Genomic DNA, 23,194 nt, shown 5'->3' with positions numbered 1-23,194 from the left:
CTTATTTTGAACCTTCACTCTTTTTTGGCCGTGAGGTCGAACAGGCGGTCCCTTCGCTGATCTGGCGTGCAATATCCTTGATGGCCTTCGAGGAGGGGCTGTCCGGTTGCAGGGTGAGATAGCTCTGTCCGGCATCCTCAGCCTCCATCAGGGAGACCTCCAGGGGAATCCTTCCCAAGTAGGGGGCACCCATGTCCAGGGCCATCTTCTTGCCACCTCCGACTCCAAAGAGCGGCAGTTCCGTCTTGCAGTGAGGGCAGATCAATCCACTCATGTTCTCCACGACCCCAAGGATGGCGACACCCATCTTGCGGGAGAAGTTCACCGATCGGCGTGCATCAAGTATGGCCACCTCCTGGGGGGTGGTGACGATGATGGTACCGGTAAGCTCAGGGATGCTCTGGCAGACGGTAAGCTGTTCATCACCGGTTCCTGGAGGGGAGTCAATGAGCAGGTAGTCCAACTCCCCCCAGTCAGCCTGGGCAAGGAACTGCCGGATGGCTGCCATCTTCATGGGGCCGCGCCATACGATAGGGGCATCACGCTCAGGGATAGCGAAGGCAAGGCTCATTACCTTAAGGCCCTTTCTGGCCTCAACAGGGAAAAAGGTGACTCCATCATCATTGGTCTGCAAAATACCCTTCTCACAGCCAAGCATCTTCGCCACATTCGGGCCATGCAGGTCGGTATCGAGGATACCTACCGTACAGCCGTTGTCGACAAGGGCGTTGGCCAGGTTGACGGTTACTGTGGTCTTTCCCACCCCGCCCTTTCCGCTCATGATCAGGATCTTCCTGCCAATCTTATCCATATGGGTCCGTATTGCTTTGTCCTCTGCAATGCGCTGTGCAAAATCAATTCCCTCAGACATACTGATTCAACTCTCCTAGCGGATATATATATCCGTACAAAACATACGACAAAGAGGAGAAACAGACAAGGGAGAAGTCCAGTTATCAGCAAGGGCCAAAAGACAATTGTCCAAAAACCCCTTTTCCCTTCCTATTGCATGCCAGGCGAAAATGTAGTCGACGGTGATCAGATGCAGGCATCATTCCCACAACCCTGGTTTTTTCAGGAAATTCTCCTACACAGGTTTTCAATTCCTTTCCCATCAAGCATCTGTCTCCCTGAAAAGGGAAAACCATAGGAGAAGGGACAAGAAGCAAGAAACAGTATGCAACAGTATGCAACAAAAGGGAGATCGCTTTGCTATCTATGTATCCTGCCGTTACTTGAAACACTACAAGAAAATCCTATATACTGGTCTGCAGTGAATTTTTGTAGTCATTGGCTATGATCACTATAACCCTATTAGGAGTTCGTATGGTATTTTTAACGCAACTACCGAAAGAACAACTTATTGCCCAGCTTGAGAACGGAGTAATTCTCATGCTTCTTGGAATGGGCACTGTGTTCGTGTTTCTCACGTTGCTGGTATTTCTCACCAAGGGCCTCAGTGCACTTGTAAGGAAGTTCTTTCCTCAGAAAAGTCCAGCTGTCGTACAACGCCCTGCAGCAGCAGCAGTCGCCGTAGGCACTGCATCCGATGCAGAAGTCGCCGCAGCCATCGTGGCCGCATTCGTAAAATCTAAAGAATAAGAAACCCCGGAGGTCATTCTCAAATGAAAAAGCAAGTCAAATTCATGTGCACCGCTTTTCGCGACGGATTCCAGTCAGTATATGGTGCCCGTGTATTCACTAAGGATTTCATGCCAGCAGTAGCAGCTGCCCGTGAAGCCGGCATCAACCATTTTGAAGCTGGCGGCGGAGCCCGTTTCCAGTCGCTCTACTTCTACACCAACGAAGACGCATTCGCCATGATGGATGAATTCCGCAAGGTAGCGGGCCCAGATGCAGACCTCCAGACCCTCTCCAGAGGTGTCAACGTCGTTGGTCTTGACTCCCAGCCTAGGGACATCATCAAGCTCCATGCAGACCTTTTCAAGAAGCATGGAATCTCCACCATCCGTAACTTCGATGCTCTCAATGATGTGAACAACCTCATCGACAGTGGCAAGGCCATCAACGATGCAGGGCTCAGGCACGAAGTGACAGTCACCATGATGAGCCTTCCCCCAAAGACCGAAGGCGCCCATGACCCTGACTTCTACGAGGGCGTGCTCAAGCAGATCCTCAATGCCGGCATCAAGTTCGAATCCGTCTGTTTCAAGGACGCATCAGGAACCTCCAAGCCAGCTTTCGTCTATGAGACCATCAAGCGCGCACGCAAGCTGCTCGGATCCGACATGAACATCGTTTTCCACAGCCATGATACCGCCGGTGTCTCAATCCAGCAGTACATGTGTGCCCTTGAGGCCGGTGCCAACCAGGTCGACCTCTCCATGGTCCCCGCTTCCGGCGGAACCTGTCAGCCCGACATCATCACCATGTGGCATGCCCTTCGCGGGACCGACTACGACCTCGGAATCGACATCAAGAAGGTCCGTGAGGCAGAGGCTGTATTCCAGGACTGCATGAAGGACTACATCATCCCACCCGAAGCAATGACCGTAAACCCTGAAATTGTCTTCTTCCCCCTCCCCGGTGGTGCACTTACCGCCAACACCCAGATGCTTCGTGACAACAACATGATGGACAAGTATCCTGCAATTGTTGAGGCCATGGGCGAAACTGTTGCCAAGGGTGGTTTCGGAACCTCCGTTACCCCCGTCTCCCAGTTCTACTTCCAGCAAGCTTTCAACAACGTCATGTTCGGGCCTTGGAAGAAGATCGCAGAGGGATACGGCAAGATGGTCCTCGGCTATTTTGGCAAGACCCCCATCGCCCCCGATGCCGAGGTGGTGAAGATCGCCGCAGAGCAGATGGGGCTTGAGCCCACCACCAAGAAGGTAGTCGACATCAACGATGCCGACCCGACCAAGGGTGTCAAGGCTGCAAAGGCGATGCTCGAGAAGGCAAGCCTTCCCATCACCGACGAGAATATCTTCATCGCCGCTTCCTGCAAGGAGAAGGGTATCCTCTACCTTACCGGCAAGGCACAGCCCAATGGCATCCGCAAGGTTGACCATGAGGCAGAAGCTGCAAAGAAGAGTGGTGAGTATACCGTAACGGTCAATGGCAAGGCCTATGGCGTCAAGCTGAACAAGACCAAGGCATCCGTCAACGGCGTGGAGTACCCTCTCGAAGTTGCAAACGGCATCAACCAGAAAGCGATCGAAGCTGCCCAGGCTGCAGCTGAGCCTACTGTCGTTGCTGCCTCTGCACCTACCGGTGAAGAACTAACCGTCAAAGCTCCAATGCCGGGCCTGATCCTGCGTGTTGAGGTCAAGGTTGGCCAGAAGGTAGCCAAGAACCAGTGTGTACTGATCATGGAAGCAATGAAAATGGAGAATGAGATCTTCGCACCCCGTGAAGGCACCGTGACCAAGATCTGTGTGAGCCAAGGCCAGCAGATGCAGAGCGATGACGATCTTATCGTAATCGCCTAAAGGAGACTCAGACATGATTGGTTCCGCGTTAACTCGACTCTGGCAGTCCACCGGGCTGTTCGGATTTCTAGGATTTTCTGATGGATTCGGCGTGGGCAACCTCGTTATGATCGTCATCGGGTTTGTCCTACTCTATCTGGCCATCAAGAAGGGCTTCGAGCCCCTCTTGCTGATCCCGATTGGGTTTGGTTGTATCCTTTCAAACATTCCGATGGGCTATATTGCTGGGATGGACCCGGCAACCGGCGACATCGGATTCATCAAGCTGTTGTTTGACATGGGTATCGCTTCGGGCCTCTTCCCGATTCTGATATTCATGGGTGTCGGTGCGATGACGGACTTCGGCCCGCTCATTGCCAACCCCAAGACCCTGTTGCTGGGAGCCGCTGCACAGTTTGGCATCTTTGTTGCCCTTCTTGGTGCACTTGCCCTCAGCTTCATCCCTGGGATCAACTTCAGCCTATTCGATGCTGCCTCCATCGGCATCATCGGAGGTGCAGACGGCCCTACGGCCATCTACGTCACCAGCAGGCTTGCCCCTGACTTGCTGGGCCCCATCGCCGTGGCAGCATACAGCTACATGGCCCTGGTACCCATCATCCAGCCCCCCATCATGCGCCTTCTGACCACCAAGGAAGAGCGGATGATCAAGATGCAGCAGCTCAGACCGGTAAGCAAGCTTGAGAAGATCCTCTTCCCACTTGTCGTACTGTCCACCTGTGCCATCCTGCTTCCTTCCGCCACACCGCTCATCGGTTCTCTGATGTTCGGCAACCTGGCCAAGGAGTGTGGAGTGGTGAACAGGCTCTCCGACACCATGCAGAATGCCCTGATGAATATCGTAACGATCTTCCTCGGACTCTCTGTCGGTTCGAAGATGGAAGCAGCACACTTCCTTAACCTGAATACCCTTGGTATCCTGGTTCTTGGAATGGTAGCTTTCTCCATCGGTACCGGTGCCGGTGTCCTTATTGCAAAGCTGATGAACAAGATAGACCCCAAGCACCCCGTCAACCCTCTGATCGGAAGTGCCGGTGTCTCCGCTGTCCCGATGGCCGCCCGTGTCTCCAGCAAGGTTGGCCAGGAGTCCGATCCCCAGAACTTCCTGCTCATGCATGCCATGGGCCCGAACGTGGCTGGAGTAATCGGAAGTGCGGTAGCTGCAGGCGTCCTGCTCGCAGTTGTGCCCTTCATGGCAGCCCTGTAGACCTCAGCCCAAGACAATCTCAATCTATCCAAGGGTCCGCTTCCAAGCGGGCCCTTGCTCTTTTCTTCCCTCCTCTTCGGTTTCCCTATCGATATTCCCTCTTTCCAACTGAAGCTCCCTCCTATATAGTAGGGATATGTTGACTATCATCATTGACACCATCGTCATCCTTTTCCTCCTTTGGAATGCAACACTCATCGGCTATAGGGATAAAAACCTCACCCCCCTTGTCCCTGATGAGACCAAGGTCTTCAGCGAAAAGGCCAAAAGCATCCTTCTGACAAAAGAGGGTAACCGCAAGGCGATCATCCTCATCCATGGGTTTCCCTCGACGCCGGCGCTCTATGCCTACAGCGCAAAGCGCTTCTTTGATGCAGGCTGGGACGTCTATGCCCCCCTCATCCCCACCTTCGGTTCTGACCCTGCAGAGTTTGCAGACACCACCTTCACCCAGTGGTTCAACTACCTATGCACCTACTATGAGAAGCTACGAACCACCTACCCTACCCTCCATGTGCTGGGAACCAGCATGGGTGGGCTCCTAACCCTCAAGCTTGGGGAGAAATACTGCAATACCCCATTGGAGCCGGACAAGATAGTTACCATAGCAGCCCCGGTCGTCTACAACAGCCTCCGTGACAAGGTAATCACCGATAGGCGCTTCTACATCATGCGCACAGTTGCCCTCTTCACACCCTCCATCGGGGCCAAGGTTGTGGACGGGAATCCCACCAGCGATGACGGAAACGAAGAGTGGGTAGGATATGGCGGACTGTTTGTCCGTGCAGGCATGAGCCTCGTGCATGCCATGAAGGAGGTGCGCAAAAACCTTGGCTCAATCACCTGCCCCCTCTTTGCCATCCAGGATGTCAATGATGGGACCGTTCCCTTCAAGAACCTGGGTATCATCCAGAGGGAAAACGGCAGCAGGGATTTCAGGAAGCTTGAAACCACCATGGGCAAGTTCAAGCACAAGAGGCATGCCCTGCTGCTCTACCGCTCCATACAGCAGAGCCTGACCGACACCATCATAGAATTTCTAGACGACAAGGAGAGACAGAATGGGCAAACGTGAGGATTACATCAGCTGGGACGAATACTTCATGGGCGTTGCCGTCCTCTCTTCCCTACGGAGCAAGGACCCCAACACACAGGTAGGGGCCTGCATCGTCAACCCCGAGCATAAGATTGTAGGGGTCGGATACAATGGCTTTCCCATCGGGGTAAGCGACGATGAGATCCCCTGGGACAGGGAGGGCAACTGGCTCGATACAAAATACCCCTACGTCTGCCATGCCGAACTGAATGCGATCCTCAACTCCATCAGCAACTCACTGAAGGGCTGCTCCCTCTATGTAGGGCTCTTTCCCTGCAATGAGTGCGCCAAGGCCATCATCCAGTCAGGTATTAAGGAGGTGGTCTACCTCTCCGACAAGTATGCCGAGGCTGACAACACCAAGGCTTCAAAAAAGATGTTTGACCAGACAGGGGTTACCTACCGCCAGCTCAAGGCCGTGCACACAACCATTGAGGTGCACCTATGATACTGACAGTCTGCCTTAACCCTACATTCCAGAAGACCATGCTCTTCGACTCCTTCAAGGATGGGGAGGTCAACAGGTGCAAGACCCACTACCTCGATGCCTCCGGCAAGGGGATGAATACCGCCAGGATCATCACCCAACTCGGGGGTACGGCAGCCCTGCTGACCCACCTTGGAGGGCCCAGGATGGATGAGATGCTCACCCTCTCCTCCAAGGATTCGGTGGAGATTCTCTATACGGACAGCCAAAGCGAGATACGTACCTGTACAACCATCATCTGCAACAGTGTCTGCACGGAATTGGTCGAAGAGCCTGAGGCTGTCAAAGGTGACTGCGAACAGGCCATACGGGCCCTCTTTACCCAGGCACTGCCAAGGGCAGAGGCAGTGGTCATCTGCGGCACCAGGGCCCCTGGATACAGCAAGAATCTCTACAGCGACTTTGTCAAAGAGGCAAAAGAGGCGGGGAAGTTTGTCCTGCTGGACATCAAGGGAGAGGACCTCCGATCATCGCTTGTCCATCGCCCAGATCTCATCAAACCCAATTTCAGTGAGTTTGTGCAGACGTTCTTCCAGAAGGAGGTCCTGGAAAACGAACAGAACAGGGACCTGATCAACCTGGTACAGGCAAAGATGAAGGAACTGAAAGAAGTGTATGGCACCATGAGTGTGATCTCCCGCGGCAAGCATGAAACCTTGGTGTACGACACCTGTCATGCAACAGTGCCTATCGAGCCGGTAGAGGTGGTAAATTCCATTGGATGTGGGGATACCCTCAGCGCCTCCCTCACCCTCTCCCTCCTACAGGGCCTCTCTTTGCAACAAGCTGCAATCGTCGCAACAAACCATGCAACAATTCAGGCAAAAACCATACACCCTGGGAGCCTTGTCTAGAAAAATACCCTTTTTCATTGGTGCAATAGTAATTTCATATTTTGGTATTCCCTAAATATGCAACAATAAATCTCTAATCTTCTCAAATTCCTCCTAGTAAAATCATATATAACGCAATATGATGGATAAAGTTTTATCAAAATCCGATTGAATTACTTTGACAGGCTCAACTTTATCCCCCTATACTGATAGCAACATGGCCCCCAAAAAGAGGGTTGTTAATCATGAGGAGATGTATTATGAGAAAATTGCTGACAATGATGCTCTGTCTCGTTCTCGTTAGTTCCGCTCTATTTGCAGCTGGAAAAACAGAGGCCGCACCCGCTGCAAAGAAAGATGCAAATGTGGTGAAGATTGCGCTGATCATCGAAAATACCATCGACGACAAGGGCTGGTGCCAGGCCATGCACGACGGTATCATTGAAGCCCAGGGGCTTCTTCCCGGCCGAATCGACTACACCTATAGTGAGAAGATGAGCCCCGTCGATGCAGGTTCCGCAGCTCGCCAGTATGTGGCCCAGGGCTACGACATCGTCATCGCCCATGGTGCACAGTACAAGAACCTGATCCTTGAGATGGCTGAAGAGTATCCAAACGTAACGTTTGCCTTCGGAACCAGCTCTGAGATCGGACCTGCCAACGTATTCACCTACATGCCCGAAAGTGAAGAGACCGGCTACCTCTCCGGCCTTATCGCCGGTATGGCTACCAAGAAGAACATCGTAGGTCTGGTTGGACCTGTTGATGCTGGTGATGCTGCCCGCTACAACCGTGGATACGTCCTCGGCGTCAAGGCTGTAAACCCCAGTGCAAAGGTCATGGTCGCCCACTCCGGCTCCTTCAGCGACTTCATCAAGGCTGGCGAGATTGCCCAGTCCCAGATCAAGAGTGGTGCTGACATCCTTACCGGTTCCTCACAGCAGGCTCTCGGTGCCCTTCGCGCCGTCGCCGACCATCGTGACATGGACATCTGGTGGGTAGGTCAGGATACTGCACAGATCGACATCCCAGAAGGGTACAAGGTACTTGCAGCCTCTTCCTACAACTATGCATCAGTCGTTGTTGGCCTGGTCGAGAAACACGACGCCGGCATCAAGGGTGGCATGTGTCTTCCCATGAACTTCAACAATGGTGGATTCATCTTTGAGTTCAATCCCGCCCTTGCAAAAATGTATGATGGCGCCATCAAGGCAAAGGTCGCTGAGGCCATTGCTTCCTTCACGGCAAAGCCAAACATGGTCAACTACACCAGTGTTGACTATTCCAAGCTCTAAGAGTCAGTAACAGATGGGTCATGCACGGCATTGCCGTGTATGGCTCAGTTTTTTTTTACGGTATCTGGAGGATTCCCCCATGGAAGTCACAACAAAGAAGATAACAAGCCTACGAGTGGAACACATCACCAAACGCTTTCCCGGGGTATTGGCCAGCGACGACATCTCCCTATCCATCGGGGAAGGTGAGATCCTTGCCCTGGTTGGAGAGAACGGTGCTGGAAAGACCACCCTGATGAACATCCTCATGGGACTCTACCAGCCGGATGAAGGACGTATCCTCATCAATGGCGAAGAGGTCAGGTTCCGCTCCCCCAACGATGCATTTGCTGCGGGGCTTGGGATGGTTCACCAACAGTACATGTTGGTTCCAAACATGACGGTTCTGGAAAACATTGCCCTCGGGTACAAACAGGCCTGGTCCCCTTTCAAGCTGGACCTGGGCAAAGTCCGCGAACGAATTGAAGAGATATCGAAGAAGTATGGCCTCTTTGTCGATCCCGACGCCTTCATCTGGCAGCTCTCGGTAGGAGAGCAACAGAGGGTGGAACTGGTCAAGACGCTCTGCCTTGGTGCCAAATTCCTCATCCTTGACGAGCCTACCAGTGCCCTTACCCCACAGGAGACCGATGAGCTGATCGTCCTGCTCAAGCGTATGACGAGTGAGCTCTCCATCATCTTCATCAGCCACAAGCTGCAGGAAGTGAAGGACCTCTCCAACACCATCACCATCCTACGCCATGGCTCAGTGGTATTCCAAGGCAACACCACAGACCACTCCCCCAGCGACATAGCAGCCCTCATGACAGGTCATGAGGTAGAGCTGCCACATAACGACGAACCCCCTTGCGAAGGGGCAATTGCACTGAACATCAAGAACCTGCATGTCAAGAGCGACCGCGGGTTCCTTGCCCTGAACAACCTCAACCTTTCGATCCGATCCGGTGAGATCGTGGGTCTTGCAGGAGTGTCTGGAAATGGGCAGAGGGAACTTGCTGAAGCGATAAACGGCCTAAGAAAGGTAGAGGGCGGGGAGATCCTCTTCTATGGTGAGGACCTTGCAAACAAGAGCCCCCACCATGTCATCGAGGCGGGCATGGGCTACATTCCCGAGGAGAGGAACACCGAAGGGATCGTCCCTTCGTTCTCCATCAAGGAGAACCTGATCCTCAAGGATGCCTCCCACCCCGAGTTCTCCAAACACACCTTCCTCAGGAACAAGGAGATAGAGACCAATGCCACGGACCTCAGGGTAAAGTTTGATATCCGTAGTCCCAACATAGCTGTCGCGGCAGGGTCCCTCTCCGGGGGGAATATCCAGAAGGTCATCCTTGCCCGGGAAATCTCCAGAAAACCCAAATTCCTCATCGCCGTCTACCCTATCAGGGGTCTCGACCTTGGGGCTGCGGAGTTCATCCACAGGCAGCTGCTGGAGAAGCGTAAGGAAGGGATAGGAATACTGCTTGTTAGTGAGGAGCTGGATGAGATCCTCGACCTCTCCGACCGGATAGCAGTTATCTTCAAGGGCCAAATCCAAAAGATATTGGACCGCAAGGATGCAACCAGGAGAAGCCTTGGCATCCTTATGGCAGGAGTGAAAGATGACCAAGAAATTTAAGATACTCTACAAGGTCTCCATCATCATTCTGGCCATCATGGCAGCAATGTTGCTTGGGGCAATCATCCTATGGACCATCGGAGCGGATGTAGCCAAGACCTATATGGTAATCCTCTTCGAGCCTCTGAAGACATCGCTTCAGATCACAGAGGTCCTTATCAGGGCGATACCGCTTACCATCATCGCCCTGGGTATTTCCGTAGCCTATCGCAGCGGAATCATCAACATCGGTGCTGAGGGCCAGATGGCGATGGGCATTTTGGGCACGACAGCCATTGCCCTGCTCTTCCCAACCCTTCCCAAGCCGGTACTCCTTCCTATGGCTGTGCTCTCCGGGGCCCTGTGCGGAGCCTTCTGGGGCTTCATCCCGGGGATCCTGAAGGCGAAGCTGCAGGTAAGCGAACTGCTTTCCACAGTCATGCTCAACTACATTGCAGCCCAGTTCTACACCTTCTTCTTGCGCGGGCCGATGCTCGACCCTGCTGAATCGACACTGGGAGGGAGCGGGACCCCGCAGTCCATGCGCCTGACCAAGAACATCTGGCTTGACCGGTTCATCCCGGGGACCCGACTGCATACAGGTATCTTCTTTGCCATTTTCCTGGCCATCATCATCTACCTCCTGCTCTGGAAGACATCCACAGGCATGAAGATGCGTGCAGCCGGGGCAAGTGCCCGTGCGGCACGCTACGGCGGCATCAGCGTGACCTGGTATCTGGTCATCGCCATGGCCATCAGCGGAGCCTTTGCAGGCATGGCTGGTGCCATAGAGATTGCTGGTGTCCATAGGCGTGCGATCGAGGGCATTACCGGAGGCTATGGCTTTAGTGGAATCGTCGTGGCCCTCTTCGGTGGCCTACACCCCGCTGGCATCATCCCCGCCGCCTTCTTCTTCGGACTCCTGATCGTCGGCGCTGACATGACCCAGAGGTTGGTAGGGGTTCCTGCAAACATGGTCAACGTGTTGCAGGGCATCATCATCCTGGTTATCGTCTCCACCAAGATGGTTCTGGCAGACCCCTATCTCATGGAGAAGGTCTGGCGTAGATATCAGAAACTGACCAACCCTCCCAAGGAGGTGGAAGCATGAACTTCATAGAAAATATCCTTTCATTGGCCATTCCTTTCTCAGTAGCCCTCCTGATAGCTTCCCTTGGGGAGATGTTCAACCAGAGGGCGGGTATCTTCAACCTTGGTTGTGAAGGCATCATGGCCATGGGAGCTTTCCTGGGCATGCTCATCCCCTACAGTGTCGGCCATGGTGGCCCCACCCCGGGAATCTACAACTTTGTAGGCCTGGCCGTCGCCATGATAGTGGGAGCCCTCTTTGGGCTGCTCTTCGGTTTTGTGGTTGTCTCCTTCCGTGCCCCCCAGGGCATCGCGGGCATCGGGCTACAGATGTTCGGCGTCGGCACGGCCGGAACCCTCTTTCGCCACTTCATCGGAGGAACCCAGTCAGTCCCTGGCATCGACAGCTTCAATATCCCCCTGCTCTCCAAGATTCCCATCCTGGGACCTATTTTCTTCTCACACAACGTCCTGGTCTATCTGGCCTTCCTGTTTGTCCCTGTTGCCTGGTACATCCTGTTCAAGACCCCCTGGGGCCTGAAGGTACGCGCCGTAGGAACCAACCCTAGGGCGGCCGACTCGATTGGGATCCAGGTAAACAAGGTTCGCTTCCAGGCCCTTGCCGTCGGAGGTGCCCTGGCCGGTTTGGCCGGTGCCTACCTCAGCCTCTGTCAGGCAAAGATGTTCAGTGACGGGATCATCGCAGGCCGTGGCTTCATCGCCGTTGCCCTGGTCTACTTCGGCCACTGGAATCCTGTGAAGATCATGGGAGGGGCACTGCTCTTCAGCTTTGCCCAGGCCTTGCAGCTTGCGATCCAGGGGCAGGGGATAAACTTCCCCTATGAGTTTGCAGTAATGCTGCCCTATGTGATGGTCATTGTTGTCCTGGCATTCAGCCGTGAAAGCCAACTGCTGGGACCCACAGCCCTGGGCCAGCCCTTCAACCGGGAAAAACGGACGTAGACAACCAAGGGCCAAAAACAGGGGATTGTGTTGCAATTTCCTGTTTTTTCCCTTGGGTACGATACTCACCAGACAGTCCGCAACGAGGATTGCAACAGATTAACTATCTATGCAACAACAGCTTGACGAACTGCACTATTACAGAGAGACTGACGAAGTATAGCATCACAGACCGACGCATTCGACCAGGATGCCGAGGCTAAGCGGCTACAACATGTTCCTTTCCAACCGAGCTGAAAACGTTGGGGCCGGATACATTCCCGCCCCAGATACCATGGAGAGCAAAGCTGTGTATGCATTCAAAGTAAACGGAAAATCGATCACCTACCAGGGCGAGGACAAGAAATTGCTTCGCTTCCTTCGGGAGGACCTGAACCTTACGGGAACCAAGGATGGTTGCAGTGAGGGTGTATGCGGTACCTGTACCGTCCTCATCGATGGCAAGAAGACCAAGGCCTGTACCTTCAGCCTCTCCAAGCTGGAAGGCAAGTCCATCACCACCATCGAGGGGTTGAGCGAGCGGGAACAGGAGGTATACTCCTACTGCTTCGCCGAAGCTGGTGCTGTGCAGTGTGGCTACTGCACCCCAGGCATGATCATAAGTGCAAAAAGCCTGATAGATGTCGAACCCAACCCTACCCTGGAGATGGTCAGGGTTGCGATCAAAGGGAATATCTGCCGCTGTACCGGATACAAGAAAATCGAGGAGGCAATCCTCAAGGCTGCCGAATTCTTGAGGGAAGGCAAGCCAGTCCCCAACGAAACCGAGGAACCCGCCCTGGACAAGCGTTACCGCCGGGTCGACGCCATTCCAAAAGCATTGGGGCAGGGCCTCTATGCCGATGACATCCGCCTTGAAGGCATGCTCTATGCCAAGGCCGTACGGTCAGCCTTTCCCAGGGCCCGTGTGCTGGGTATCGATTCCTCCAAGGCCGAGGCGCACCCTGACTTTGTCAGGATAGTGACCAGCGAGGAGGTGCCGGAAAATATCATCGGGCATCTGAGCCAGGACTGGGATGTGCTCATCCCCATCGGGGGAATCACCCGGTATACCGGCGACTCCCTCTGCCTGGTCGTTTCCCAAAAGAGCGAGACCCTCGATGAGATAGCAGAGCTGGTAGAGGTATCCTATGAGGTGCTCAAGCCAGTCCTTACCATGGAGGAGGCCCTCAAGGCCGATGCCCCATCCATCCATGCAAACGGCAACATCCTCTCCATCGAGCACATCGTCCGCGGGGACGCAGACAGGGCGATCAAGGAGAGCAAGCATGTCATCAGGCGAAGCTACTCCACCCCCTATACTGAACATGCCTTCATGGAACCTGAGTGTGCGGTGGCCCTTCCGGAGGGGGAGGACGGGGTACTTGTCCACACCTCGGGCCAGTCGATCTATGACGAACAGCATGAGATCTGCCGCATGCTCAAGCTTCCTCCTGAAAAGGTCCACTGCCACAGCATGCTGGTAGGCGGTGGATTCGGGGGAAAGGAAGACATGAGCGTCCAGCACCATGCTGCCTTGCTCGCATGGCTGCTCAAGCGGCCGGTCAAGGTCAAGCTCAGCCGCCAGGAGAGCCTGGCTGTTCACCCCAAGCGTCACCCGATGGATATCGATCTCATAACAGCCTGCGACGAACATGGACGCATCACAGCCATGAAGGCTGTCATCCTTGCAAATACCGGGGCCTACGCCTCGCTGGGAGGGCCTGTCCTGCAGAGGGCCTGCACCCATGCATCCGGTCCCTACAACTTCCAGAACTTCGAGGTACTGGGAAAGGCTATCTACACCAACCTTGTGCCAGCAGGAGCCTTCAGGGGCTTTGGGGTGACCCAGAGCTGCTTCGCCGTAGAGTCAAACATGAATCTTTTGGCCGATGAGCTGGGAATGGACTACTGGCAGTTCAGGATGCTCAACGCCCTCAAGCCGGGGGACATCATGCCCAATGGCCAGATAGCTCAGGATGATACCGGCATCATCGAATGCCTTGAGGCGGTCAAGGATGCCTTCTACTCCTCCCCCTACGCCGGTATCGGCTGTGCCTTCAAGAATAGCGGAGTCGGTGTCGGTGTCCCCGATACCGGGCGATGCATACTCTCGGTCGAAGGGGGGAAGGTACACATCCGTACCAGTGCAGCCTGCATGGGCCAGGGGGTTGCCACTGTCTGTATCCAGATGCTTGGCCAGACCTGCTCGCTCAACTCGAATGATGTTGTCGTCGAGGACCCCGATACAAGGCGCACCCCAGACTCAGGGACCAGCACGGCCTCCAGGCAGACTGTCTTTACCGGAGAAGCTGTACGCCGGGCCGCACTCAAGCTCAAGGAGGCGCTCAAGGGTGCCACCCTCAACGAACTTGAAGGCCAGGAATTCTTTGGTGAATACACCAGTGTGACAGACCCCATCCACTCAAAGAAGCAGAACCCTGTAAGCCATGTTGCCTATAGCTACTCTGCCCAGGTCGTCATACTCGATGAAAAAGGAAAGCTGGAGAGGGTCGTGGCAGCCTGTGATGTAGGGCAGGTGGTAAACCACCAGGCCCTCACCGGCCAGATCGAAGGCGGGGTCGTCATGGGATTGGGCTTTGGGCTCACTGAGGACTTCCCCATCGAGGATGGGCAGTTGAAGGTAAAGTATGGGACCCTGGGCCTGCTCAGGTCGACCGATGTGCCCGACATAGAGGTAAAACTGGTCCAGGGACCCAAGAAGAACTCCCTGGCATATGGGGTGAAGGGAGTGGGAGAGCTTTGCACCATCCCTACAGCCCCAGCCTGCCAGAATGCCTACTACCGTCTGGATGGGAAGTTCAGGACATCCCTACCCCTGGCAGACACTGCCTACAAGAAGCCAAAGAAAGGCTAGCCAGAAAGAAGAAAAGGATATCCAAGGAGGCCAACCTGTGACCTCCTGTTCATTTAACCCCAGTTTTCGAAACAGGCTTGCTGCAACTCCTCAAAAGTTTTTCGACTATGGACGAATAAACTATAGAATTTTAGTTTTTTCCGTCTATAGACGGAAAACTTTCTGCCTCTTGGGTACGGTTTCAGGATTCATACAGACAAAACCAGAAATCCTTTGGACATTGTCATACAACCCTAGGAACTATGTCTCGTCATCAAGCAAAAAATCCAAGATATTGACAACCTTGATACCTTCAAAGTCCTTGGAAAAAGTGTAATCCATGGTGAGTATCATCTTGTCATATTGGTCTTCGATTGCAAGAAGCGGCCGCAACTCCCGTTCTCTTGTCGTATCGTCTAAAATCGTTGCTGATACTTGTATGTAGATTTTCCTACCAGGGCGAATGGCGATAAAATCAACTTCAAGGGTGCCCACTTTTCCAATACTGACAGTGTACTGCCTGTGTTTGAGCTCCATGAAAACTATATTTTCAAGAATCTGGCCATAATCGGTATTCCTCGAGCCGACAAGCTGGTTACGGATACCCAAATCGGCAATATAGTACTTTTCGAAAGTCTTCAGAAATAGTTTTCCCTTGAGATCATACCGGTTTGCACGATGAATAATGTATGCACTCTCCAGCATGCCCAGATAGTTGTCGATGGTATCACTGGTGGTTTTTCTTCCGCTGGAGTTCAGATAATCCGCTATCTTTTTTGTTGATACAATGTTTCCTATATTTGCTGCAATATACTTGAGCAGGCTCTCCAAAAGAGCAGGGTCGCGAACTTGATTGCGCTGCACAACATCCTTGAGGATCACAGTATTGACGACCCCTGAAAGAAAGGCGTTGATGGTTTCCTTTTGATCCATCAGCTGAATTACTGTGGGAAGGCCCCCGTATGTCAAATAGTCGGTAAAACGATCAGAGAGGGAAACTGACCCTTCATGGCCAACAAAATCAAGATACTCCTTGAATGAGAGTGGTTGCATGGGAATCTCTACATACCTACCTGCCAGTAGGGTCGAGAGTTCTGACGATAGCAGATACGCATTCGACCCTGTCAGATACATATCCACGGGATAATCAACTTGGAGTGAGTTTACCACCCGCTCCCATGATTCAACCTGCTGTATCTCATCAAGAAGCAGATAGTACGTCCCTTTGTCCTTTGCGATTTTCTTTTGGAGATATGCATATAATTGCTTGTACGATGTAAGGTCATCATACTCCAAAGATTCAAAATTCATCCTAATAATGTGGTCCGGAGCTACTGCATTCGCAAGCAGGTACGATTCAAAGAGAATAAGCAGAGATGATTTCCCACATCGACGCATCCCTGATAGCACCTTGATCAAGGGCTTATCTTTGAACTTGATAAGCTGAAACAAATACACATCTCTTTTCTCCAGCATGAATCACCTCATTGGAACATAGTGTACTGGATAAATCACTATTTGTAAAAGTTTTTCGACTATGGACGAATAAAATAGTAAATAACATTCTTTTTTATCCTATAGACGGAAAACTTTCAAAATCTGACTATGGCCCCTGCCAAACCAACCTTCCCTACATACCACATCGACCAAGTAAGCCCTACAGCCGATTTGCCCATTGGGTTTAGCCACAAACCATGATATGCTATGGATATGATACTCAAGAATGCTACCTATCTAGGACCAGACCACCGTCTTTACACCCAAGATATCAGGGTGTCAGGCTCTGTCATCAGCCAGATCCAGGAAACCCTGGAACCGGAGGATAAGGAACGCATCATCGATTGCTCTTCCTTCATCGTAGCCCCTGCCCTCGCGGACTGCCATGTCCACACCCCAGACACCCTTTTGAGGGGATTGTTCCGCGATATGCCCCTAGCCTCCTGGTACGATGATTCAGCACAAGGCAGGCTGCAGCAGAAACTTATCAAGTACATAGACAACGCAGTGGGAAAACCTGAATTCAAGACCCTTGTGCTCTATGCATACATGCAGCACATACGCCAGGGAATCGCCTTCATCGTGGAGACTGGACAGGCTGACAACTCCTCAGCAATCCTTCAGGAGTGTGCCCAACAGATAGGGCTGAAGGCCCTGGTCGACTTCTATGAGGAGTACCCAACCAATCCAGCACCCACTGCGACCATAAGCCATGGCATCCACCTCCCGGAAGAGGAGGACCTTACTCCTGAGATACTGGAGGAGGTACGGCAACTCTGTTTGCAGGAGCGTCCCTTCCTGATGACCCACTGTCTGGAAACCTCATGGAGAAGGGCGCAGATCGAGAAGAAATTTGGGATGTCTACCATTGAGCTGCTTGCAAAGAAGCATATGCTCAACAAGAAATCCATCCTCTTCCACTGCATCGAAGCAAGTGAGGAGGACATCAAGCTCCTTGCACAATACAAGGCCAACGTCGTGCACTGCCCTATCTCCAACACCCATAGCGGAGCAGGGAACATGAACATCGGGTCGATGCTCCAGCAGCAGATCAATATCACCCTGGGAACCGACTATCTCAGCCATGACTTCTGGGAAACCATGAGGGCCACCTATGGGGAGCTGAAGCAGGGGATGAAACCAAACCTGTATGATGCCCGCACCGTCGTTGACATGGCTACACGCAATGCAGAAGTATTCGCCGGTGAGACAGGGTATCAGGGAACCATCGAGGTGGGCAGTGGGGCCGACCTGCTCTTCCTCAACGCCTATGATGCCGTCTCCCCTCTGATAGACACCCTTGATTTCTCCAACGCAACACACAACCTGCTCACCTTCGCCAGAGCCGAGATGATTACCCACGTCATGATCGGAGGCAAGTGGGTATTGAGGAACAAGCTGTTCGTGACCATCGATGAGCAGGAAATACTCAACTCCTATGCCGAACTGGTAAACAGGCTCTTCCCTCAGGCAGAGCGCTGAGGCTCAGTGCCTCTAGTTTCCTGATACGACCGGTTTTCCTACCAAGGAGGACCGGTCCTTTTTGTCTACCCAAAGTAAAACAGTAGGAAAAACGGTATCTCATAGGGCATAATCCTCCCTCACGTCCCAAAATTCTGGTACAAGTTTCTTTTGGCCTCCACTCTCAGGCAGAATAGGTAGCCCATGGGTGGAGGTTGGAGAAGAAACTCATGTATTCAACACTATTACATTATTTGTAATTGTGTTAAATTAAATTCAAACTATCTCACTCCTTTCACTCATGAGGAACAGTACATGAATACAACTCACTTTGAACAACTGTTGGGAACCCTGAAAAAGGTTACTGACGATATTACGAAAACCCTTCCCTTCAAGTCCATCCAGTCATTTCTGGGAGAGCTGAAGCAGATCAAGCCAAGCTGGCCGCCCTTGAGGATCGGCAACCTTGTTGCCACTACCCCGATCGTACAAGGGGGAATGGGTGTAGGAATCTCCCTGTCCGGTCTTGCTTCAACAGTTGCAGAGGCAGGAGGCATTGGAGTCATCGCAGCCAACGGCATCGGGCTTCTGGAGAAGGACTACTACCAGGATGGCAGCGAAGCCAACCTCCGGGCCTTCCGCCGGGAGATCCGCAAGGCCAGGGAGATGACCAAAGGTATCATTGGGGTCAACATCATGGTTGCCGTCAATGACTTTCACCAGCTGCTCGATGTAGCCATCGAGGAGAAGGTCGACATCGTCTTCATGGGAGCAGGGCTTCCCATCAAGGGCCTTCCTGTAGAGAAGATCAGGAAGAATGGGGTAAAGATCGCCCCGATCGTAAGCTCTGCCCGTGCTACGGAGATGATCTTCAAGATGTGGAAGAAGATCTACAACGACGTCCCCGATGCCGTGGTATTCGAAGGACCCAAGGCAGGTGGACACCTCGGGTTCACCGAAGAGCAGCTGGAAGACCCAGCCTATCAGCTGGAAGCCATCGTACCTGGAATTGCAGAGGTCCTCATCCCCTTTGGCAAGGAGTTCTTTCGTGACATCCCCCTCATCGCAGGTGGCGGCGTCTATACGGGGGAGGACATCTACAAGGTGCTCCACCTGGGAGCCCAGGGTGTCCAGATGGCCACTCGTTTCGTCGCAACCGACGAGTGTGATGCGGACATCCGTTTCAAGGAGGCCTATGTAGCCTGCAAGCAAGAGGATATCGGCATCATCAAGAGCCCTGTCGGGATGCCAGGGCGTGCCATCCGCAACAAGTTCATAACCGACAGTGAGGCAGGCATCCGCCCAGCCTTTACCTGTGCATGGAAGTGTCTTGCCACATGCAAGGCACAGGATGCGAACTACTGCATCTCCATCGCCCTGAACAATGCCCGAAGAGGGGTCCTGCAGGGTGGATTCGTATTTGCCGGGACCAATGCCTACAGGGTTGACAAGATCGTCCCTGTCGCCGCCCTGGTCTCGGAGCTTTCGACCGGATATTGGGTGGCGGAGAGACAGAAGGTCACTCCCAAGCTGGAACACCTGGTTGCAAGCGTGCAAACCCTTGCAGAGAGGTACAAGACCTTGCAAGGCCAGGCCATTGAGTTGGGTAAGGCGTATGAACAGGCCTTGATAACCCCTTCTGCCCTTGCCTCCCTTACTGAACTCAGGAACAAGTATGAGAAAGCATATGGATCTGCCAGGAAGTTGCAGCTTCGCATGGTGGAGAAGGTCATGGCTTCATGGTACCTGTTGCTACCACAGGCTATCTGAACAGAGAGTGATGAGGGAGGAGAGAAATACTCCTCCCCTTCTCTCTACATCAGCCTATTCTTGCCGCTATATGCCTCTGTGGCATTGAGTACAAAAGCCCCATGGCCAGGATGCTTGGTTGGGTTCCAACCTTTCATCCAGGTAAAAATCGGCCCGGAGCTATGGTACTCCACATCCCCTTTTACCTGATAGGACGTACCCTCCTTGGTAATGAAGAGGACCGCAGCCTTGCCCCCGAGCGCAATATTCTGCTTGGTCTTCGAAAAGTAGTTGTCGGCGATGACAATGCGCTTGTCGTCGCTGAGACCGATACAGGTGACATAGATGCTGTTTGGCATCCCTCCATTGTCAACGGTAGTAAGCACAATGGCCCCATCCCGTTGCTCCCAGGCTTTCAGCAACTCTTCATTCAGCATCTCATATCTACTGTTCGATCTATCGGTAGGAATTCTTGTAGATGGCCAGACAATCCTCATCGCTGAGTACCACTGGGTCGACCTCAAAGAGCCCTGCCATATTCTGTCGTGCATTCTCTACCATCTTGGGCAGGTCTTCCTTCTGGATCCCATAGTCCGACATCTTCAGCTTGTCCACTCCACACGCCTTTTGCAAGTCATGGAGGGCATGCACAAAATCCATTGCCCTCGTGGCATCCTGGTTTCCCATCGCCTTTGCCATGGCCACCATCCTCTCGTCACAGGCATGGGCATGGGCAAGATGGGTATAGTACGCAATGCTTATCATGATCAGGCCAGCGCCGTGGGGAAGAGCGGGATAATAGGCACTCAAGGCATGTTCCAGCGAGTGCTCAGAGATGCAACCCGAGGTCGACTCCACCATACCGGCAAGGGTATTGGCCAGGGAGACATCCTCACGAGCCTGCAGGTTGGCCCCATCCTTGACCGCATGGGCCAGGCTCTTTGCAATGAGCCGTATGGCCTCAAGGCTGTAGAGGTCGCTGAGCGTATTCGCAATCTTGTTGATATACCCCTCGGTGCTATGGAACAGGGCATCAAAGCCCTGGTAGGCAGTAAGGGATGCAGGGATGCTGACAGTAAGCAGGGGGTCGACAATGCTTAGGACAGGGAATGTTCCTTCATAGCCCATCCCTATCTTCTCGTTGGTCTCCTCTTTTGTTATGACCAGCCAGGGGTCCGCTTCGGTTCCAGTACCTGCGGTGGTGGTGATGGCAACAATGGGAAGAGGCCAGACAGGTATGGGTTTGCCTTCTCCGCTTCCTCCACCAATATAATCCCAAAGGTCTCCCTCATTGGTCGCCATGATAGCGATGCCCTTGGCCGAGTCGATGGTACTGCCACCTCCAAGACCTATGACAAAGTCACACCGCTCCCTCCTGCAAAGCAGGGCGCCCTCCATTACATGGCCCCTGACCGGGTTGGGCAGGATTTTGTCAAAGACAACTGAGCTAACCCCAGCTTGTTCAAGCTCGGTTTCCAGCTGCGCTAGGTAGCCGTTGGCCCTGGTGGATTTTCCGGAAGATATGACAATGAGGGCGCGTTTGCCCGGTAACTTTTCAGTGTGTAAACGTCCAAGGGAACCTTTTCCAAATACTATCCTTGTAGGGATATGATAGGTAAATTGCATAGGGACTCCTTCAAAGTATTCTCATGTAAGTATATATTCAAGCCTAGGCAGATGCAAGGAATAAGGGCTGCCTCTTTGTAAGAAGCAGCCCTTTGGTAGAGAGAGTGACCTGTTTTCCTTAGCCCATGAAGGAAGGGAGGAACATCGTCATCGGGGACCAGAAGGATACCAGCATCAAGGTCACCAGCATCATGACCCAGAACGGAAGGACAGCCTTCGTCGCCTTCTCGATGGAGATCTTGCCGATGGAACAGCCGACAAAGAGGGCCGACCCTACCGGTGGGGTGGTGAGCCCGATCGCCAGGTTCAGGATCAGCATGATGCCGAACTGGATCGGGTCCATGCCCAGGTAGCCAACCATGACAGGGAAGAGGATCGGGGTGGTGATGATGATCAGCGGTGCCATATCCATGATGCATCCAAGGGCCAACAGCATGACATTGATCAGAAGGACCAACAGGATCTTGTTGTCGGTGATGGACAGCAGGCCGCTGGTAACCGCCTGCGGGATGCGCAGGAAGGCCATCAGGTAGCCGAAGGAGCTGGCCGCGGCGATGAGGCTCATGACCATGGCAAGGGTCTTCAGGGAGTTGCGCAGGATCGATCCCATCTGCTTCACCGGTATCTCGCGGTAGACGAAGAAGGTGATGATGAACGAGTAGACAACGGCGACAGCCGCAGACTCGGTTGCGGTGAAGACGCCCGAGATGACACCACCCATGATGATGAGGATGGTGAAGAGCCCGAAGAAGGCATCACGCGCAAGCTTGAGGGTCTTTCTCCAGCCGAATCCTGCCTGCTTGGGGTAGTTGCGCTTGTAGGCGATGATGGCTGTGGGGATCATCAGCAAGAGGCCTAGGCCGATGCCGGGGATGAGGCCACCGAGGAAGAGCTTGCCTACGGAGACACCGCCACCTGCTGCCATGGCGAAGATGATCATGTTGTGGCTGGGAGGGATGAGGATACCCTCGCAGGCACTGGTGACCGTGACGGCCACGGAAAAGTCGGCGTCATAGCCGTCCTCGACCATCATGGGGATGAGCATCGCGCCGATGGAGGAGACGTCTGCAACTGCGGAGCCGGAGATGCCGCCGAAGAACATGGAGGCAAGGATGTTCACCTGGGCTAGGCCGCCTCGAACACGCCCGACTAGGGCGTTGGCAAAGCCGACCAGCCTGCGGGAGATGCCGCCCTGGCTCATGATCTCACCGGAGAGGATGAAGAACGGGATGGCCAGGAGCGAGAAGGAGTTGACCCCACTGACCAGGCGCTGCACGATCGACATCAACGGGATGTGCAGGAACATGGCAGCGAAGATGGAGGAGAGGAACAACGAGAAGGTGATGGGGAACTTCATCACCAACAAGAAGACAAACGAGCCTATAAGGATAAAGGAACCCATGCCTGCATTCATTTGGCGTTTCCTCCCTTGAATTTCAGTATGTCCTCGTACAGATGGATGGAGGCATAGAGGATGATGAAGACCCCTGAGACCGGCAGGACCAGGTAGTTGATGGAATTGGGGATATGGGTGGCAGGCAGGAAGGACTTGGCACCGTTGAGGGTGAGCTTCCAGCCATAGAAGACCATGATGCCACCAATGAGGACTATGAGGGCATCCCTCAGGCATTCAAGGGTCGTGAAAAAGGCCTTGGGCAGCTTCTTCGGCAAGATGTCGACATTGATGTGAAGACTCTCCTTGACTCCCAGGGCCATGGAGATGAATGTGAACCAGATGACGATGACGAGAGAGATCTCCTCTGACCAATACACACCGGAACTGAATCCGTAGCGCAGTACGACGTTGAGGAATACGAGGACAACCATCGCAACCAGCAACACCATGGCCAGCTTGAGAACCCACACAAAAAAGGAGTCAAGTAATTTCTTCAGTTGCTCCATGGGAACCTCCACATAAGGTAGAATACATGAGAATGGCGCGGGGTCTCAAAGAAACCCCACACCATGTAGATCCGAACGGGTTGGCTACACTACTGCCGTAGCCT

General features: G+C 53.3%; 19 protein-coding genes. 13 read left to right on the top strand and 6 right to left on the bottom strand.

Features of this window, described 5'->3' with window-relative positions:
* Position 1: 1 nt before the first annotated feature.
* Positions 2-871 carry an Mrp/NBP35 family ATP-binding protein gene (locus ROJ03_RS11165; RefSeq protein ID WP_313727138.1) on the bottom strand — a complete coding sequence of 290 codons (870 nt, stop codon included), beginning with the start codon at positions 869-871 and terminating at the stop codon, positions 2-4.
* A 425-nt stretch (positions 872-1,296) separates the two neighbouring features.
* Here ROJ03_RS11165 and ROJ03_RS11160 point away from each other — a divergent pair, with 425 nt between their 5' ends.
* The 11 genes from ROJ03_RS11160 (at position 1,297) to xdh (ending at position 14,876) form a co-directional block, all read left to right on the top strand.
* Positions 1,297-1,602 (top strand): OadG family protein, encoded by a 306-nt coding sequence (locus ROJ03_RS11160; RefSeq protein WP_313727137.1) that lies wholly within the window; start codon positions 1,297-1,299, stop codon positions 1,600-1,602.
* A 23-nt stretch (positions 1,603-1,625) separates the two neighbouring features.
* Positions 1,626-3,452, top strand: a complete 1,827-nt coding sequence (locus tag ROJ03_RS11155; RefSeq protein WP_313727136.1) for a biotin/lipoyl-containing protein — start codon at positions 1,626-1,628, stop codon at positions 3,450-3,452.
* Positions 3,453-3,465: 13 nt separating this feature from the next.
* On the top strand, positions 3,466-4,659 hold the full coding sequence (locus tag ROJ03_RS11150) for a sodium ion-translocating decarboxylase subunit beta (protein ID WP_313727135.1): 1,194 nt from the start codon (positions 3,466-3,468) through the stop codon (positions 4,657-4,659).
* A 136-nt stretch (positions 4,660-4,795) separates the two neighbouring features.
* Entirely contained in the window at positions 4,796-5,734 is a 939-nt protein-coding gene (locus tag ROJ03_RS11145; RefSeq protein WP_313727134.1) for an alpha/beta fold hydrolase, read from the top strand.
* Positions 5,721-6,203, top strand: coding sequence for a dCMP deaminase family protein (locus ROJ03_RS11140; protein WP_313727133.1), 483 nt, complete (start codon positions 5,721-5,723; stop codon positions 6,201-6,203). Before ROJ03_RS11145 ends, ROJ03_RS11140 begins: the two co-directional genes overlap by 14 nt.
* Positions 6,200-7,096 carry a PfkB family carbohydrate kinase gene (locus tag ROJ03_RS11135; RefSeq protein WP_313727132.1) on the top strand — a complete coding sequence of 299 codons (897 nt, stop codon included), beginning with the start codon at positions 6,200-6,202 and terminating at the stop codon, positions 7,094-7,096. The genes ROJ03_RS11140 and ROJ03_RS11135 overlap by 4 nt, the downstream gene beginning before the upstream one ends.
* Positions 7,097-7,335: 239 nt before the next feature.
* A complete protein-coding gene (locus ROJ03_RS11130) occupies positions 7,336-8,370 on the top strand; it encodes a BMP family protein (protein WP_313727131.1) in 1,035 nt (344 codons plus the stop codon).
* 79 nt (positions 8,371-8,449) lie between these two features.
* Positions 8,450-9,988 (top strand): ABC transporter ATP-binding protein, encoded by a 1,539-nt coding sequence (locus tag ROJ03_RS11125; protein ID WP_313727130.1) that lies wholly within the window; start codon positions 8,450-8,452, stop codon positions 9,986-9,988.
* On the top strand, positions 9,972-11,078 hold the full coding sequence (locus ROJ03_RS11120; protein WP_313727129.1) for an ABC transporter permease: 1,107 nt from the start codon (positions 9,972-9,974) through the stop codon (positions 11,076-11,078). Before ROJ03_RS11125 ends, ROJ03_RS11120 begins: the two co-directional genes overlap by 17 nt.
* Positions 11,075-12,019, top strand: a complete 945-nt coding sequence (locus tag ROJ03_RS11115; RefSeq protein WP_313727128.1) for an ABC transporter permease — start codon at positions 11,075-11,077, stop codon at positions 12,017-12,019. The genes ROJ03_RS11120 and ROJ03_RS11115 overlap by 4 nt, the downstream gene beginning before the upstream one ends.
* Before the next feature lie 289 nt (positions 12,020-12,308).
* Entirely contained in the window at positions 12,309-14,876 is a 2,568-nt protein-coding gene (gene xdh, locus ROJ03_RS11110) for a selenium-dependent xanthine dehydrogenase (protein WP_313727127.1), read from the top strand.
* Positions 14,877-15,116: 240 nt separating this feature from the next.
* Here the strand turns inward: xdh and ROJ03_RS11105 are convergent, their stop codons facing one another.
* Complete coding sequence (locus tag ROJ03_RS11105) at positions 15,117-16,331, bottom strand: ATP-binding protein (protein WP_313727126.1); 1,215 nt, start codon at positions 16,329-16,331, stop codon at positions 15,117-15,119.
* A gap of 234 nt (positions 16,332-16,565) precedes the next feature.
* Between ROJ03_RS11105 and ROJ03_RS11100 the strand changes: the two genes are divergently transcribed.
* Together ROJ03_RS11100 and ROJ03_RS11095 are read left to right on the top strand one after the other, a co-directional pair.
* Positions 16,566-17,834, top strand: a complete 1,269-nt coding sequence (locus ROJ03_RS11100) for an amidohydrolase family protein (RefSeq protein ID WP_313727125.1) — start codon at positions 16,566-16,568, stop codon at positions 17,832-17,834.
* A gap of 294 nt (positions 17,835-18,128) precedes the next feature.
* Positions 18,129-19,583 carry a nitronate monooxygenase gene (locus ROJ03_RS11095; RefSeq protein WP_313727124.1) on the top strand — a complete coding sequence of 485 codons (1,455 nt, stop codon included), beginning with the start codon at positions 18,129-18,131 and terminating at the stop codon, positions 19,581-19,583.
* 44 nt (positions 19,584-19,627) lie between these two features.
* On the opposite strand, the gene ROJ03_RS11090 is transcribed toward ROJ03_RS11095, so the two are convergent.
* The 4 genes from ROJ03_RS11090 to ROJ03_RS11075 all read right to left on the bottom strand — a co-directional run bounded on the left by ROJ03_RS11090 (position 19,628) and on the right by ROJ03_RS11075 (position 23,090).
* Positions 19,628-19,999 (bottom strand): pyridoxamine 5'-phosphate oxidase family protein, encoded by a 372-nt coding sequence (locus ROJ03_RS11090; protein ID WP_313727123.1) that lies wholly within the window; start codon positions 19,997-19,999, stop codon positions 19,628-19,630.
* Between the two features lie 19 nt (positions 20,000-20,018).
* Positions 20,019-21,188 (bottom strand): iron-containing alcohol dehydrogenase, encoded by a 1,170-nt coding sequence (locus ROJ03_RS11085; protein WP_313727122.1) that lies wholly within the window; start codon positions 21,186-21,188, stop codon positions 20,019-20,021.
* 118 nt (positions 21,189-21,306) lie between these two features.
* Positions 21,307-22,602: a TRAP transporter large permease gene (locus ROJ03_RS11080; RefSeq protein ID WP_313727121.1), complete on the bottom strand. Its 1,296-nt coding sequence runs from the start codon at positions 22,600-22,602 to the stop codon at positions 21,307-21,309.
* Positions 22,599-23,090, bottom strand: coding sequence for a TRAP transporter small permease (locus tag ROJ03_RS11075; RefSeq protein ID WP_313727120.1), 492 nt, complete (start codon positions 23,088-23,090; stop codon positions 22,599-22,601). Before ROJ03_RS11075 ends, ROJ03_RS11080 begins: the two co-directional genes overlap by 4 nt.
* Positions 23,091-23,194: the final 104 nt, after the last annotated feature.

The organism is Sphaerochaeta sp. PS, from assembly GCF_032144095.1.
Classification (GTDB): Bacteria; Spirochaetota; Spirochaetia; order Sphaerochaetales; family Sphaerochaetaceae; genus Sphaerochaeta.
This window is presented reverse-complemented; position numbering and strand designations above follow the sequence as displayed.

Bases quoted from the DNA above. Each gene is read 5' to 3' on its own strand.
- ROJ03_RS11165 (WP_313727138.1), bottom strand. From the start codon at position 871: ATGTCTGAGGGAATTGATTTTGCACAGCGCATTGCAGAGGACAAAGCA.
- ROJ03_RS11160 (WP_313727137.1), top strand. From the start codon at position 1,297: ATGATCACTATAACCCTATTAGGAGTTCGTATGGTATTTTTAACGCAA.
- ROJ03_RS11155 (WP_313727136.1), top strand. From the start codon at position 1,626: ATGAAAAAGCAAGTCAAATTCATGTGCACCGCTTTTCGCGACGGATTC.
- ROJ03_RS11150 (WP_313727135.1), top strand. From the start codon at position 3,466: ATGATTGGTTCCGCGTTAACTCGACTCTGGCAGTCCACCGGGCTGTTC.
- ROJ03_RS11145 (WP_313727134.1), top strand. From the start codon at position 4,796: ATGTTGACTATCATCATTGACACCATCGTCATCCTTTTCCTCCTTTGG.
- ROJ03_RS11140 (WP_313727133.1), top strand. From the start codon at position 5,721: ATGGGCAAACGTGAGGATTACATCAGCTGGGACGAATACTTCATGGGC.
- ROJ03_RS11135 (WP_313727132.1), top strand. From the start codon at position 6,200: ATGATACTGACAGTCTGCCTTAACCCTACATTCCAGAAGACCATGCTC.
- ROJ03_RS11130 (WP_313727131.1), top strand. From the start codon at position 7,336: ATGAGAAAATTGCTGACAATGATGCTCTGTCTCGTTCTCGTTAGTTCC.
- ROJ03_RS11125 (WP_313727130.1), top strand. From the start codon at position 8,450: ATGGAAGTCACAACAAAGAAGATAACAAGCCTACGAGTGGAACACATC.
- ROJ03_RS11120 (WP_313727129.1), top strand. From the start codon at position 9,972: ATGACCAAGAAATTTAAGATACTCTACAAGGTCTCCATCATCATTCTG.
- ROJ03_RS11115 (WP_313727128.1), top strand. From the start codon at position 11,075: ATGAACTTCATAGAAAATATCCTTTCATTGGCCATTCCTTTCTCAGTA.
- ROJ03_RS11105 (WP_313727126.1), bottom strand. From the start codon at position 16,331: ATGCTGGAGAAAAGAGATGTGTATTTGTTTCAGCTTATCAAGTTCAAA.
- ROJ03_RS11100 (WP_313727125.1), top strand. From the start codon at position 16,566: ATGATACTCAAGAATGCTACCTATCTAGGACCAGACCACCGTCTTTAC.
- ROJ03_RS11095 (WP_313727124.1), top strand. From the start codon at position 18,129: ATGAATACAACTCACTTTGAACAACTGTTGGGAACCCTGAAAAAGGTT.
- ROJ03_RS11090 (WP_313727123.1), bottom strand. From the start codon at position 19,999: ATGCTGAATGAAGAGTTGCTGAAAGCCTGGGAGCAACGGGATGGGGCC.
- ROJ03_RS11085 (WP_313727122.1), bottom strand. From the start codon at position 21,188: ATGCAATTTACCTATCATATCCCTACAAGGATAGTATTTGGAAAAGGT.
- ROJ03_RS11080 (WP_313727121.1), bottom strand. From the start codon at position 22,602: ATGAATGCAGGCATGGGTTCCTTTATCCTTATAGGCTCGTTTGTCTTC.
- ROJ03_RS11075 (WP_313727120.1), bottom strand. From the start codon at position 23,090: ATGGAGCAACTGAAGAAATTACTTGACTCCTTTTTTGTGTGGGTTCTC.